This is a genomic window from Hafnia alvei (genome assembly GCF_900095695.1).
GTDB lineage: Bacteria > Pseudomonadota > Gammaproteobacteria > Enterobacterales > Enterobacteriaceae > Hafnia > Hafnia alvei_B.
Window position 1 is genome coordinate 1 of record NZ_FMIQ01000080.1, and the last position, 14,989, is coordinate 14,989.

General features: G+C 45.1%; 14 protein-coding genes. 2 read left to right on the forward strand and 12 right to left on the reverse strand.

The features are described from left to right. On the forward strand, positions 1-1,023 hold a 1,023-nt coding region (locus BN1044_RS20885), incomplete at its 5' end, for an autotransporter outer membrane beta-barrel domain-containing protein (protein ID WP_139130987.1). Between the two features lie 417 nt (positions 1,024-1,440). Here BN1044_RS20885 and BN1044_RS20890 read toward each other — a convergent pair. The 4 genes from BN1044_RS20890 to BN1044_RS20900 all read right to left on the reverse strand — a co-directional run bounded on the left by BN1044_RS20890 (position 1,441) and on the right by BN1044_RS20900 (position 4,911). After that, on the reverse strand, positions 1,441-2,799 hold the full coding sequence (locus BN1044_RS20890; RefSeq protein ID WP_072310286.1) for a 3-phosphoshikimate 1-carboxyvinyltransferase: 1,359 nt from the start codon (positions 2,797-2,799) through the stop codon (positions 1,441-1,443). A gap of 12 nt (positions 2,800-2,811) precedes the next feature. Further along, positions 2,812-2,973 carry a hypothetical protein gene (locus BN1044_RS23485; RefSeq protein ID WP_254663944.1) on the reverse strand — a complete coding sequence of 54 codons (162 nt, stop codon included), beginning with the start codon at positions 2,971-2,973 and terminating at the stop codon, positions 2,812-2,814. Between the two features lie 76 nt (positions 2,974-3,049). Beyond that, complete coding sequence (locus tag BN1044_RS20895) at positions 3,050-4,111, reverse strand: hypothetical protein (protein WP_081329638.1); 1,062 nt, start codon at positions 4,109-4,111, stop codon at positions 3,050-3,052. A 32-nt stretch (positions 4,112-4,143) separates the two neighbouring features. Then, a complete protein-coding gene (locus BN1044_RS20900; RefSeq protein ID WP_072310287.1) occupies positions 4,144-4,911 on the reverse strand; it encodes a TSUP family transporter in 768 nt (255 codons plus the stop codon). 800 nt (positions 4,912-5,711) lie between these two features. Here BN1044_RS20900 and mutS point away from each other — a divergent pair. Beyond that, positions 5,712-8,270 (forward strand): DNA mismatch repair protein MutS, encoded by a 2,559-nt coding sequence (mutS, locus tag BN1044_RS20905; protein WP_072310288.1) that lies wholly within the window; start codon positions 5,712-5,714, stop codon positions 8,268-8,270. A gap of 74 nt (positions 8,271-8,344) precedes the next feature. Here the strand turns inward: mutS and rpoS are convergent, their stop codons facing one another. The 8 genes from rpoS to ftsB form a co-directional block, all read right to left on the reverse strand. Continuing rightward, positions 8,345-9,331: an RNA polymerase sigma factor RpoS gene (gene rpoS, locus BN1044_RS20910; protein WP_025801555.1), complete on the reverse strand. Its 987-nt coding sequence runs from the start codon at positions 9,329-9,331 to the stop codon at positions 8,345-8,347. A 52-nt stretch (positions 9,332-9,383) separates the two neighbouring features. Beyond that, on the reverse strand, positions 9,384-10,361 hold the full coding sequence (gene nlpD / locus BN1044_RS20915; protein ID WP_081329641.1) for a murein hydrolase activator NlpD: 978 nt from the start codon (positions 10,359-10,361) through the stop codon (positions 9,384-9,386). Positions 10,362-10,769: 408 nt separating this feature from the next. Continuing rightward, on the reverse strand, positions 10,770-11,402 hold the full coding sequence (locus BN1044_RS20920; RefSeq protein ID WP_072310290.1) for a protein-L-isoaspartate(D-aspartate) O-methyltransferase: 633 nt from the start codon (positions 11,400-11,402) through the stop codon (positions 10,770-10,772). Further along, positions 11,396-12,157: a 5'/3'-nucleotidase SurE gene (gene surE / locus BN1044_RS20925; RefSeq protein ID WP_072310291.1), complete on the reverse strand. Its 762-nt coding sequence runs from the start codon at positions 12,155-12,157 to the stop codon at positions 11,396-11,398. Before surE ends, BN1044_RS20920 begins: the two co-directional genes overlap by 7 nt. After that, positions 12,138-13,184 carry a tRNA pseudouridine(13) synthase TruD gene (gene truD / locus BN1044_RS20930; RefSeq protein WP_072310292.1) on the reverse strand — a complete coding sequence of 349 codons (1,047 nt, stop codon included), beginning with the start codon at positions 13,182-13,184 and terminating at the stop codon, positions 12,138-12,140. The genes surE and truD overlap by 20 nt, the downstream gene beginning before the upstream one ends. Positions 13,185-13,187: 3 nt before the next feature. Next, a complete protein-coding gene (ispF, locus tag BN1044_RS20935) occupies positions 13,188-13,661 on the reverse strand; it encodes a 2-C-methyl-D-erythritol 2,4-cyclodiphosphate synthase (RefSeq protein ID WP_072310293.1) in 474 nt (157 codons plus the stop codon). Between the two features lie 85 nt (positions 13,662-13,746). Next, positions 13,747-14,457 carry a 2-C-methyl-D-erythritol 4-phosphate cytidylyltransferase gene (ispD, locus tag BN1044_RS20940; protein WP_072310294.1) on the reverse strand — a complete coding sequence of 237 codons (711 nt, stop codon included), beginning with the start codon at positions 14,455-14,457 and terminating at the stop codon, positions 13,747-13,749. Between the two features lie 117 nt (positions 14,458-14,574). After that, positions 14,575-14,919, reverse strand: a complete 345-nt coding sequence (gene ftsB, locus BN1044_RS20945) for a cell division protein FtsB (protein WP_072310295.1) — start codon at positions 14,917-14,919, stop codon at positions 14,575-14,577. Positions 14,920-14,989: the final 70 nt, after the last annotated feature.

The following is a 14,989-nucleotide window of genomic DNA, read 5'->3' on the forward strand; positions in this document are numbered from 1 at the left end:
GTTGAACCTAAAGAACCTGAACCACCGGTAGTACCCAACAAGCCGAAAGATCTGATCGTACGCCCTGAGGCGGGTAGCTACATTGCCAACCATGCAGCAGGAAATACTTTATTCACGACCCGATTGCACGATCGCTTAGGGGAAACCCAATATACCGACGTATTAACCGGTGAAGAAAAAGTGACCAGCATGTGGCTACGCCAGATCGGTGGGCGTAATAACTTTAAAGACAGCAGTGGGCAATTGAAAACCAGCACCAACCGCTACGTTATGCAATTAGGCGGTGATATCGCGCAGTGGAGTACGGATGGTTTGGATCGTTGGCACCTTGGCCTGATGGCTGGTTACGCCAATGCGAAAAGCCACACCCACTCAAATAAATCGCGTCATGACTCGCGTTCAAGTATTGATGGCTATTCCGTCGGCGCTTACGGTACTTGGTATAACAACGATGCAGATAAGACAGGACTCTATGTTGATAGCTGGCTGTTGTATAACTGGTTTAAAAACTCGGTAAACGGTGATGATTTACCATCCGAATCCTATGACTCTAACGGTTTCACCGGATCTGTGGAAAGTGGATATACCTTTAAAGTGCGCGAAAGCGAACGCCGCAAAGTGTTTATTCAGCCTAAGGCACAGCTAACGTGGATGGGTGTCAAAGCGGATCGTCACATTGAAAGAAACGGCACCCGAGTAGACAGCACGGGCAACAACAATCTGCAAACCCGACTTGGCGTTCGAGCCTATATGCAGGGTAATGCAGCGCAAGATGACAACAAAGATCGTACCTTCGAACCCTTCGCTGAGGTTAACTGGATCCATAATACCCAGCGATTCGGCGTAGAGATGAATAATGTCAAACTGTCCCAAGACGGTGCACGCAACATTGGTGAGGTCAAAGTCGGTATTGAAGGGCAATTCAGCCAACGCACCAGCGGCTGGATAAATATAGCCCAGCAAATCGGCGATGCCGGCTATAACGATACGTCTGGGATGTTAGGAATTAAATATAGCTTCTAAGCTTTGTTTCTAACGCCTTCGTTACATGAACAGCCCGCCTTCTTGACTACCTTCAATGAAGCAGGGCTGTTCATGTTAAGCAAATTTCGGGACCGGGGCTCGATATTCCATCGAACTCCGGCCTTTTGCAGTCAGGGCTATTCTGTAGTTTTGTACTAGTAGATGCTTTCCTTTATCGTACTTCTCAGCTCGTTAATACTACTTATCTGAGGTAAAAGCACTCCGATTACTATATAACACGCAAATATATCCCCACACTTTAAAATTTTTAATCTGCAAGAAAATCCCGTTTTTATACGCTGTCACATTAATAATATGTAGGAATACTTAGCCCCCGACAGACCTATAAAAGCCATCTGCGATACTGAACCACTATAGTATCAACTATATAATTGATACTATAGTGGCTCACCAATATCATAAATCTTCCTGAATAGGTGATGATATTTTCATTTCCATTACATCTGCCCCTAATGAATAGATATCAGAAAAATATTCTGGGTAGGTTTGCCCAACATGATACGGCTCTTTAATTAGAATAGGATTCTTGCAATGTAGACCTATGGTTGTAAGCCCCATAATTAAAGCATGATCATAATGGCCATCAACAATTACATTCCCTTCGTAACCATTAGGGTTACCATATATGATCAATTTATCATTCTCTTCTTCAGTTTTTATTCCTATTTTTAACATTTCAAGTCTATAGTCAGAAATACGATTTGATTCTTTATAACGAATGTGCTCAATGTTATAAAACACACTTTTTCCATTAGCAAATGCCGCTCTTGCTACAAGAGCAGGAACAGCATCGGGGGCAAGAGAACCGTCGAAATCAAGAGGTATAATTTCCTTTCCATCCGATTTTATATTAATAGAGTTATTACCTACACTAGTAATACTAGCACCACTTTCAATCAAATAATTAATAACAGCACCATTGCCGAGTTCTTCTTCAAAAAAACCATTTAGAATAACATTTGATGATAATGAAGAACAAAGAGTTAAAATTGCTGACGCACTTGCTGGATCTGAACCAATACTGAAATTTGATGGCTTAAATTTTTCTTTTCCACTGATGAAAAAATCCCTAAAACCATTATCATATCCAATATCTACTCCTGCACTACTCAAATTATTTATTGTTGTATGAACCATTGATGGTGCTGTAATTTCATCAATAACCTTTATATGCAAATCTCTATCACTTACCGCACCCAAGTAAAGAAGCCCACTTAAAAACTGAGAGCTTTTTCGACACGAAACTTCAGTATAAGAATTTAATTTCCTACTAGACTTTATTTTTATCGGTAAAAAACCGTCTTCACCAATACCCGTGCAGTGTACATTTAGTTTTTGTAAAGCACTAATCATTTCCTTTTGAGAGCGCTTAGCTAGCGAATTAATATAACTAGTAATAAAATATGATTCAGGTAAATATCCTGCAACCCCCATTAGCAATCGTAATACAATACCTGAGTTTTCAGGATTAAAGGTGATTATTTTATCTATATTATTAATATCAACTCCATTAATAACGGTATTATTCCCAATACAAGTAAATGAAGCCCCAAGATTCATACAATTTTTTATCATTGCAGTCGTATTATATCCTGTGGCTAAATTAGCTATATGACACTTACCATTTGTAAGTGTCGATGTTAATATAGCCCTTGTCGAAGAACTTTTTGATGACGGTAAATTAACTTCTCCATACATTGAATCAGTTGGTGATACTTTAGCATATAAAGGAAAGTTCCCACCATAATATTTCATGTACCCTCCACATTAAAAAAATTTTACTTTTGCGCCTAAATAATTCAAATGATGAATAAAATCTGGAAATCCATCATCTAATTTATCAACTCCATCAACAATAGTTTTTTCTTTCGCACCTAATGCTATAATTATATTCGATGCACAAATTCTGTGATCTTCATAACTCTGCAACTCAGCCCCTCCTGCGACAGCCCCAGAACCTTTAAGGTATATTCCATCAAAGCGTCCGTTACTATCAAATAGTAAACTAGTCTCCCCCCCCCATCAATCTTATATTTTCATTTATAACAAGTGATCTTTGACATTTATAATTATTAGTAGATGACACCTCCCTAAAAACCATCTTATTATAAGAGTTTATTGATGCGGATATAATATTAGATGCTACGGATGGAAGCTTGCACAAGTTAACTTCGTAAAGTTCATGAGTTCTAATACAATTGGAGTTAATTTCAACTATATTATTTCCCACATTTATTTTCAATCCTAACATTTCATATATATTAAACATTCTAACCTCATTAATAGTACCACCATAAAAATAATTTTTTATTCTTATCTTTGATTTTTTGTTAATACTAAGCAGAGAGGATGCAATATAACTTACAGAAGTAAAATCAGAAGGGATATTAATCTCAATATTTTTCATTACATAAGGAGTTAAGTGATAGTGATCATCAATTATTTTGATTTTACATTCAAGTAGTGACATTATATCTGTGGTAATCTTCACATATCCAAATCGACACCCACCACCCATAAATTTTATCTGGCCGTTAGTCAATGGAGATATTAATAATAAGAACGTCAAAAACTGTGTACTTTCATTTGTGCCAACCGGGCTTTTAAAATCATATTTTTTCCTTGATATTGAAAAAATATTTTCATTTATTTTTTCAATGTCTATGTTCAAATGTGAGAGATAGCCAATATCAATCAGAGATGTTCTATTGAACAGCGAGTTGTTACATTTTATTTTTATATCACCATCAGATAATGAAGATAAAGCAAGAGTAATTCTAAATAGCATCCCTGAACCATTCGCCAATATAATGTCACTACATTTAAACGGAGGCCTTACTCCTTTAACTATAATTTTATTATGAGTCTTATACAAAACATTCAACCCAAATTGCTGTAATGCAATTAACAAATCCTCTGTTTCTTTACACCAAGATATATTATTAATAACTGTTTCAAACTCATTTATAAGACCAACTAACAGCGCTCTTTGAATATGTGGTTTCGAAGATGGAATGAACACATCACCATTAAGGATTGAATCAGAATCAATGCTCACTTTACTCATAATATCTACCTTTAGTTTTTAGTAATTTCGTTTCATCCTTTACATGACTCATAAATAAGGTTTAAACTAATTATTATTGAAACAAAAATAATCATTGGTTTTATTATTTTTTTTCCTTTAGTAATTACTAGTTTCGCCCCAAAATACCCACCAAATATTTGACCTATAAGCATAACGATTCCAAGTGGCCAGATTATTTTTCCACCAAAAATGAAAAACAACACAGATGCTATATTTGATGATAAATTTAAAAAATTAGCATTCATCTGTGCTTTGTCAATGTGAACCCCCCACAATGAAATGTAAGCTATAGTATAAAAAGTTCCTGCACCAGCCCCCAGAAAACCATCGTAAAAACCAACCAATGAAATAATAAAACAAAATAGACATAGTGAAACTCTACGATTGACATTTTTATTATTAACTGTTGGTGTTAATATGAAATATATAGCTATCGCAATCATTATTATTGGTATTAATTTCCTTAAAAAACCAACATCAATAAACTGGATTAAAACTGTACCAACTGCAGCACCGACAAAAACACTAAAAAAAATGAATTTCCCAGTTTCTAGATCAATACCTCCTTTCCTCAAAAAACATAGCCCGGAGGTTACACAACTCCCAAAAGATTGGACTTTATTAGTTGCTAATGCATTAGACGGAGGCAACCCTAAAAGTAATAACGCACTAATAGATAAAAAACCACCACCACCTGAAACAACATTTATAGCACCTGAAATCATAGCAATGAAAAACATTACTATATATAAACTATAATCATGAAACATGACATACATGAGATGTCACCTCATTGAATAGAATTTAACCAACCTATCTACACTAATTAGAAAAAAAAAGAACTTGATTATTCATCAAGTTATTATGCATTTTTTAGATATCTATTGTTTTTATTGATTTTTATATTTTTAACCAAGGAAATGAATTAATTTTTATTTTTATAATTGCAATGAATGTCGCAAAAGCCATCATATCTACCATTGAGTTCCATTCCTCCATTTAGTACTCCATTGGGCTATTTCTCAACAAGCTTCCATCTACGTACGGGTGATAGATACTACCTATAAATAGCTTGAAATATAATATAATAACAATCATCTCATCGACAAACCAGTGGAAAGCTGCCACTAATAATCACTATTAAATTTACACAATTAGTTTATTTATTCATATTATTAGCAGCTGTCAGATCATTTGCTAATGTTGATCTCTCATCGAGCTACACCTTACTCCCGACCAAACTACTCCTCACTGAACTATTGCTATCACTTATCTTGCCTTCACCAAACAGACCATCGCAGCAGCAACATCTAGTTTGAAGTATATTGCTCCGCATGATTTGCACACCACTGTGAGATGATCATTTTTCGATGCATGCAATAGTGCTAGCAAGGTTACATAACAAACTTGCGAAGCACTTCCAGATATTAACTATGTCAGTTTGCAGATCCCTACGTTAGTATAGTGCCCTAAAAAATCGTTCTGGATGACTGCTTCTCCAAACGATTTCGTGATGCTTAAACAGAATCTAAAAAATCACGATAATCTTAAAATTCAATATATTAGATATAGAAATTCTATGAGCGACATGACAAACCTAGACTCACATACCCCGATGATGCAGCAGTACTTAAAACTGAAAGCACAGCATCCTGATATCCTGCTGTTCTATCGTATGGGTGACTTCTACGAGCTATTTTATGATGATGCCAAACGTGCCTCTCAGCTCATGGATATTTCGCTAACCAAGCGCGGAGCCTCTGCCGGAGAGCCAATTCCCATGGCCGGCATTCCGCATCATGCCGTTGAAAACTATCTCGCAAAGCTGGTACAGCTCGGTGAATCCGTCGCTATTTGTGAACAAATTGGCGATCCGGCAACCACCAAAGGGCCTGTCGAACGCAAAGTGGTTCGTATCGTCACGCCGGGTACCATCAGCGATGAAGCGCTGCTTAAAGAGCGTCAGGATAACCTACTAGCCGCAATCTGGCAGGACGCGCGCGGCTTTGGCTTTGCGACTCTCGATATTAGCTCTGGCCGTTTTCGCGTTGCCGAACCAGCCGATCTCGAAACCATGGCCGCAGAACTCCAGCGCACTAATCCGGCAGAGCTGCTTTACCCCGAAGATTTCGGCTCTATGCCGTTGATTGAAAACCGCAGAGGCCTGCGCCGCCGTCCGCTTTGGGAGTTTGAGTTAGACACCGCTCGGCAACAGCTGAACCTCCAGTTTGGCACCCGCGATCTCAATGGTTTCGGCGTGGAGCAATCAACACAGGCGCTGCGTGCGGCTGGCTGTTTGCTGCAATATGTGAAAGATACGCAACGAACCACGCTGCCTCACATTCGTGGTATTACCATCGAGCGCCAGCAAGACGGCATTATTATGGATGCCGCTACCCGCCGAAATTTAGAGCTCACTCAGAACCTATCCGGCGGCGTTGAAAATACGCTGGCCGCTATTTTGGATTGCACCGTTACGCCAATGGGCAGTCGTATGCTAAAACGCTGGGTGCATATGCCGAGCCGCGATCACAAAGCGCTCAATAATCGTCAACAGGCTATCGAAGCCCTTCAGCCTCTGGTTGAAGATCTTCAACCGCTACTGCGTCAAGTCGGCGATCTTGAACGAATTCTTGCCCGTTTAGCTCTGCGTACCGCTCGCCCACGTGATCTTGCGCGCATGCGCTATGCATTCCAGCAGCTACCTGAAATTCAGGCGCTCATCGGTGACCATGCCACGCCTCACATTGCGACGCTGGCGAAAAACGCCGGTCAGTTTGATGAGCTGAAAGCATTGCTGGAAAGAGCGGTCGTAGAAACGCCTCCTGTTCTAGTTCGCGACGGCGGGGTCATCGCACCAGGCTACAACGAAGAGTTAGACGAATGGCGCGCGCTGGCCGATGGCGCTACCGACTATCTCGATCGTTTAGAAATTCGCGAACGCGAAAAGCTCGGTTTAGACACCTTGAAGGTCGGTTTCAACGGCGTGCATGGCTATTACATTCAGGTCAGCCGTGGCCAAAGCCATTTAGTGCCGATTCACTATGTACGTCGCCAGACCTTAAAAAACGCAGAACGCTATATCATCCCTGAATTAAAAGAGTATGAAGACAAGGTTCTGACCTCAAAAGGCAAAGCATTGGCGCTAGAAAAGCGTCTCTATGAAGAACTGTTCGACATGCTATTGCCTCATTTGGCCGATCTTCAGCAAAGCGCCACCGCACTTGCCGAACTGGATGTGTTGAGCAACTTGGCAGAACGTGCTGAAACGCTAAACTATGTCCGTCCAGAACTCAGCGATAAGCCCGGTATTAAAATCGTTGGCGGACGCCATCCCGTGGTTGAGCAAGTGCTCAAAGAGCCTTTCATTGCTAACCCGCTGTCACTTTCCCCACAGCGCCGCATGTTAGTGATCACCGGCCCGAATATGGGCGGGAAAAGCACCTATATGCGTCAAGCCGCGCTCATTGTGCTTATGGCGCACATTGGTAGCTTTGTGCCTGCTGAGAAAGCCGTGATTGGGCCTGTTGACCGCATATTCACCCGCGTGGGCGCAGCCGATGATTTGGCATCGGGCCGTTCAACCTTCATGGTCGAGATGACCGAAACCGCCAATATCTTGCATAACGCCACGGAAAACAGTCTGGTGCTGATGGATGAGATTGGTCGCGGGACATCGACCTATGACGGCTTATCGCTGGCGTGGGCCTGTGCCGAGAATCTCGCCAGCCGCATTAAAGCCATGACGTTATTCGCCACGCATTACTTCGAATTAACCACGCTGCCAGAAAAACTGGAAGGCGTGTACAACGTTCACCTCGATGCCCTTGAGCATGGTGACACCATTGCCTTCATGCACAGCGTGCAAGATGGCGCGGCCAGTAAAAGCTATGGCCTTGCGGTTGCCGCGCTGGCAGGCGTTCCTCGTGATGTTATCAAGCGTGCAAGACAAAAACTCAAAGAGCTGGAAACCTTGTCGGCGCAAACCGGCAATAGCCAAATTGACGGATCACAGCTTCAGCTTCTAGCTGAACCTGAAGCCTCTCCTGCCGTAGAAGCTCTGGAAACGCTCGATCCCGATACACTCACGCCGCGTCAGGCATTGGATTGGCTGTATCGCCTAAAAGGCATGGTTTAAACTCTAAACTTGAAGCATAAAAAAAGGTGAAGCCGCAAAGCTTCACCTTTTTATTTTATGCATTATCGAAAGTCTTATTCGCGGAATAGAGCCTCAATGCTCAATCCCTGTCCTTGCAGGATTTCACGCAGACGACGTAAGCCTTCAACTTGGATTTGACGCACACGCTCACGGGTTAAACCGATTTCGCGCCCCACATCTTCCAAGGTAGCAGCTTCATAACCCAGCAGACCAAAACGACGCGCCAAAACTTCACGTTGTTTCGCGTTAAGCTCAAACAGCCACTTAACAATACTCTGCTTCATGTCATCGCTTTGCGTGGTATCTTCCGGACCACTTTCATTCTCATCGGTGAGAATATCCAGTAAGGCCTTCTCTGAATCGCCCCCCAGCGGAGTATCCACTGAAGTGATACGCTCGTTTAAGCGCAGCATACGGCTAACGTCAGTGACCGGACGATCTAACTGCTCAGCAATCTCTTCCGCGCTCGGCTCATGATCCAGTTTGTGTGAAAGCTCACGTGCAGTTCGCAGATAAACGTTCAACTCTTTGACAATATGAATCGGCAAACGGATCGTACGTGTCTGATTCATGATAGCCCGCTCAATCGTTTGGCGGATCCACCATGTTGCATAGGTAGAGAAACGGAAGCCACGCTCTGGATCGAACTTCTCGACGGCACGGATTAAACCTAAATTGCCTTCTTCGATCAGATCTAACAGCGCAAGGCCGCGATTGCTATAACGACGGGCGATTTTCACCACCAGACGCAGGTTACTTTCGATCATTCTACGACGAGACGCTTCGTCTCCGCGTAACGCTCGTCGGGCAAAAAAGACTTCTTCTTCTGCGGTTAGCAGCGGAGAGTAACCGATTTCGCCCAAATAAAGCTGAGTAGCATCAAGTACACGTTGTGAAACGGCCTGTGCCATCAGTTCATCGGATGAATCAACCTCGGTGGGTTCTTCAACGAGTACCTTCTCGTCAAACGCTTCTTCCCCGTTCTCATCGAAGTCTACTTCTTCATTTAACTCGTTAACTTTCAGCGTATTCTGGCTCATAGCTGTACCCTACCCGTGATATTGCGGGCAGAATACAGCGATTCTGCCCCGACTATCGCTGCGGCAAGTAGCGCAGCGGGTTTACGGATTTCCCCTTGTAACGAATTTCAAAGTGCAATCTTACTGAGCTGGTTCCGGTGCTCCCCATGGTTGCAATTTTTTGACCCGCCTTAACCTCTTGTTGTTCCCGGACCAGCATCGTGTCGTTATGGGCATAGGCGCTCAGGTAGTCATCATTATGTTTAATGATGATCAGATTTCCGTAACCACGCAGCGCGTTGCCGGCGTATACCACACGGCCATCAGCCGTGGCGACCACCGACTGGCCGCGTGAACCCGCAATATCAACGCCTTTATTTCCACCTTCGGCAGAAGAGAAGTTGTCGATAACTTTACCGTCAGTAGGCCAGCGCCAGGTTCCTACTGGAGCACTGCTGCTTACGCTACTGGCTGACGAGCTCGGAACTGTAGCTGCAGCAGTCGTTGTCGCCGCTGTAGCCGTAGATGCAGGCAACATTTTGCCAACATTCTGTTTACCCGAATTGTCAGAATACGCTGTGGTTGATTGAGAATCAACACCTGTGCTCTTAATTTGACCACTTGATGGTTGCGTAGGGACTCCGCTGGTTCCATCATTAGCAGCTAGCATGCCACCGCTGTTGCTGTTGGCGTCTAATTTGATTGTTTGACCAACATTGAGGCTGTACGGCGCAGGTATATTGTTTTTCTCTGCAAGATCGCGGAAGTCATTTCCAGAGATCCAAGCAATATAAAAAAGTGTATCGCCGCGTTTTACGGTATAAGTGCCGCCGTTATAGCTTCCCTTCGGAATATTCTGATAGCTACGATTGTATACAATGCGTCCGCCGTCACCGGCCTGAGCCGTGCTGGTATTTCCACCATTTGACAGCATACGGCCATTGCCGCCGCCATTTACCGAGCTTATCGGCGCAGAACTATTATCTGACGAACAACCAGCCAACCATAAAGTAATCAAAGTACACGCCGCTACCTGGCGCCACTTCATCATCGGGCTTCCCATGCTCATGCTTCCCCCATGACAGCAAAATCAGCGATATCCAACATATTCAGTCTCTTATCCGTCTAAATTACCGGTAGCCACAGCTTCAAGTAACCAGAACTTTACGCGCTCTGAACCGACTAGCCCAACCATTGGGCTAGCGAAGAAATACCAAACAAGACAAAAAATCAGGCAAGGTCACGATCAAAAACCTCACCCGCTGCATTTAGTTTCCAACCATATACTGCAATTAGTCATGAATTGGACACTAAAAACAGAGTGCGGGTCAAATGCGAATCAATAAGAAAAATCATTATGTCGATTTAACATAGCAGATATGTTCTCGATTATTCGCCTTGATGCACAAAAACATAGCCGATGCCCGACGGTAAAAAATAGGGGGCATGGCTGAAAAAATCAGGCTAACTCACCCTGAACGAGTGGCACAAATCTCACAGGTTCAATCGACTCAACGGAGAAATCATTTCCACGCCGCTGCACGCAGCGTAGCTGCTGAGTTTTATCAAATTCACCTACTGGCAGAACCAAGCGTCCACCGTCGGCTAACTGCAACAGCAATGCCTCAGGGATTTCAGGCGGAGCAGCGGTAACAATAATCGCGTCAAACGGCCCGCGCGATGCCCACCCCTGCCAGCCGTCACCGTGACGCGTCGACACATTATGCAAATCAAGCTGCTTAAGACGTCTTTTAGCCTGCCACTGTAGGCTTTTAATCCGCTCAACCGAGAATACGTGTTGTACGAGATGTGCCAGTACCGCGGTTTGGTAGCCAGAACCGGTGCCAATTTCCAGCACCTTAGACTCTGGCCCAACGCGTAACAGCTCCGTCATACGCGCAACCATATAGGGTTGAGAGATAGTTTGGCCTAAGCCTATCGGTAAGGCCGTATTGTCGTAGGCCTTGTGAGACATGGCCTCATCAATGAATTTTTCACGCGGAACTTCAGCCATTGCTTTCAGTACCCGCTCATCACCGATCCCTTGCTGCATCAACTGCTGCAATAAGGTCAGCACACGTCTATCTACCATTCCTCACCGACCTTAGTCTGTTCAAGCCACGAAGAAAGCAAATCCTGCGCGTGATACGCGGTTAAGTCCACCTGTAAAGGCGTAATGGATACGTAACCTTGCTCAACGGCGGCAAAATCAGTATCAGGTCCCGCATCATGTTTCGCGCCCGGAGGTCCGATCCAATATAAATCACGGCCACGCGGATCATGCTGATGAATCACCTTATCAGCCGGATGCCGACTACCACAGCGCGTCACTTTAATGCCTTTAATCTGTGACAAAGGCAAATCAGGTACGTTCACATTGAGAATACGCCCCGTGCGTAAAGGGTGCGCAGCCAACCCCTTCAGCAGGCGGACAGTCACCTGAGCCGCCGTGTCGTAATGCTGAAAACCATTGAGTGAAACCGCCAGCGCAGGAAAACCTAAGTGTCGCCCTTCCATTGCCGCGGCCACGGTTCCCGAGTAAATCACATCGTCACCCAGATTAGGCCCGGCATTAATACCCGATACAACAATTTCTGGATGAGGCCGCATCAAGGCATTCACGCCCAGATAAACGCAGTCGGTCGGCGTACCGTCGATCACGCTAATATCACCGTTCGCCAAAGTATCAATACGTAGCGGCGACTCAAGCGTTAATGAATTTGAAGAAGCGCTGCGATTCCGATTAGGGGCAACGACCTGCACCTGAGCAAACTCACGCAGCGCTGCCGCTAATGTTTGCAGGCCCGGGGCCATCACGCCGTCGTCGTTACTCAGCAAGATCCGCATTAGGGTTTTCCTGATTAAACAACTCACGCACGATGCTGGTAGCAAAGCTGCCTGCCGGAAGCGCAAACTCAACTTCTACCGTAGCATCGTCCCACCATGACCAGCTCATCTCCTGCGGTTTGACCAGCATAGCGCGACGCGCGGACTCCACGCGCTCACGCTTAACCAGCGCCAGAAGATCGCCATATTCAGCAATCGCCTGTTGCTCAAACTCTGCGGCTAAATCACGCGTCCCTAGATCGTTATCGCCCGGCAACGCCGCTGTAATTTGTAACTCACCGCTGTCTGTTCGCTGCTGTAGGCTTTCTAGCTCTTCCGCATTCGCCACAAACCAACTACCACGGCCCGTTAACTGCATGGCATCACCCAGCATTACCTGACGTTGAGACCCCTGTTCCAAACGCTTATTCGCGATCTGGTTAAACATCGCACTGCGGGCAGCAGACAGGTAAAAACTGCGCTTGGGGCGCTCTCTGACCTGAATTTCATTACGCGACCATTTTGCGGCCTGAACCAGATTGTTACCACCGCGGCCAAAGCGCTGAGCGCCAAAATAGTTTGGAGCGCCTTCCGAGGCAATGGCCTGCAAACGCTGCTCTACGTCATCGCGTTCGGTAATATGGCGCAGCACCAAGCGGAACGTATTGCCTTTCAGCGTACCAATGCGCAACTTGCGCAAATGGCGTGCGCTGCGTACCACTTGGCAGCCTTCTAAAATAAACTGACTCAAATCCGGTGATTCTTTACCCGGAAGATGTAGGCAGAACCACTGCTCGGTGACCGCATGACGATCTTTTAGGCCAGCGTAGCTCACCGAGCGCTGCGGAATTTTGGCAAATCGAGCCAAATTATCCGCAACAAACTGCGTGTTACAACCTTCCTTACGAATACGCACCAGCAGATGCTCACCTTCGCCGTCGGGCTCAAACCCCAAATCTTCCGAAACAAAGAAGTCTTCTGGGAACGCTTTTAAAACACCCGTTCCGCGTGGGCGTCCATGCAAATAATGCAGTGCATCAAAATCCACGCGTTACTCCTTAATCAACAGCGCAACAGCTTCACAGGCAATGCCTTCACCGCGGCCGGTAAAGCCCAATTTCTCTGTGGTCGTCGCTTTAACGTTGACATCATCCATATGGCACTCCAAATCTTCCGCCAAATTCACGCGCATCTGCGGAACGTGCGGCGCCATCTTTGGAGCCTGAGCAATAATCGTAATATCGAGATTGCCTAAACGATATCCTTTAGCACGAATACGGCGATAAGCCTCACGCAGAAGTTCACGGCTATCCGCACCTTTAAACGCAGGATCGGTATCAGGGAAAAGTTTACCGATGTCGCCCAGCGCAGCGGCGCCAAGCAGCGCGTCAGTAGCCGCATGCAGAGCAACGTCGCCGTCTGAATGCGCCAGCAAACCAAATTCGTAAGGGATACGCACGCCGCCAATGATTAGAGGGCCTTCGCCACCAAATTTATGAACATCAAAACCGTGGCCAATTCTCATCAAGCATTCTCCTTTGGAGGCAGTGGGGTAACGAAATAAAACATCGTTGAGTTATCGCAAGCGCAAAAAAACAAGCACAAAACGATTAAGTACGCTGGGATAAATAAAACTCAGCCAACGCAAAATCCTCTGGCCTTGTCACTTTAATATTATCAGAACGGCCAGACACCAGCAGCGGATGATAACCACAATATTCCAACGCCGATGCCTCATCTGTCACGTTAGCGCCTTCATTGAGCGCGCGTTCCAGACACATCATAAGCAATTCGCGTGGGAAAAACTGGGGCGTCAGCGCATGCCATAGCGCTTCACGATCGACCGTATGCGCAATCGCGCAACAATCGCCCGTTTCTGCGCGTTTCATGGTGTCACGTACCGGCGCGGCAAGAATACCACCGATTTTAGAGGTATGGCGTAACGCCAAGAGCTGGCTGAGATCTTCTTGGTGTAAACACGGACGAGCAGCGTCATGTACCAATACCCATGAAGCATCCGTCGCCGCTTTTAAACCAGCAAAAACCGAATCTGCACGCTGGGCGCCGCCAAATACCACCTGAATACGGGGATCTTTTGCTAGCGGCAAATCGTTAAAATAGCCATCGTCAGGGCTGATAGAAACAATCACCCGCTCAACGTCAGCATGGCATAGCAACGCCGCAATCGAATGCTCAAGGATCGTTTTTCCCGCAATGGTCAAGTACTGCTTAGGGCAGGCCGAACGCATTCGGCTGCCAACGCCAGCTGCGGGTACAACGGCAACAATGGGGAGGAGTGTAGACACGTCAGGATCACTCATACTTATCAGTTTGTTCTTATCAAGATTATTGTAATGAAGATCATGGATATGACGTTAGGCCCAATGACATAACTAAACTAACGGGCATGATGAGTGAACGAAAAACGGTGTTCGAGGCTAATTTCGTGCCGTAGACGATGAGAACGAAGGCGCTGGGGAAGACTGAGTTGCCCCACCATTATGTTTTGCCTGTTCTGGAACCAGACGATAAAACGTTTCGCCAGGCTTTATCATACCAAGTTCATTGCGTGCGCGTTCCTCAATGGCTTCTTGCCCGCCATTTAGATCGTCAATTTCTGCAAAGAGTTGATCGTTACGAGATTTCAGCTTGCCATTATTAGCCTGCTGACTCGCAACATCTTCTTTTACGCGCACATAATCATGGATACCATTTTTGCCGATCCACAATGAATATTGCAGCCAGCCCAACAGTATCAATAATAATAGCGTTAGTTTACCCATTCACGCCCCCTGAAAAACCGCACAATCATCCCACAACTTTTAGCGAGACTCCACACTCAAGGGAAAATTA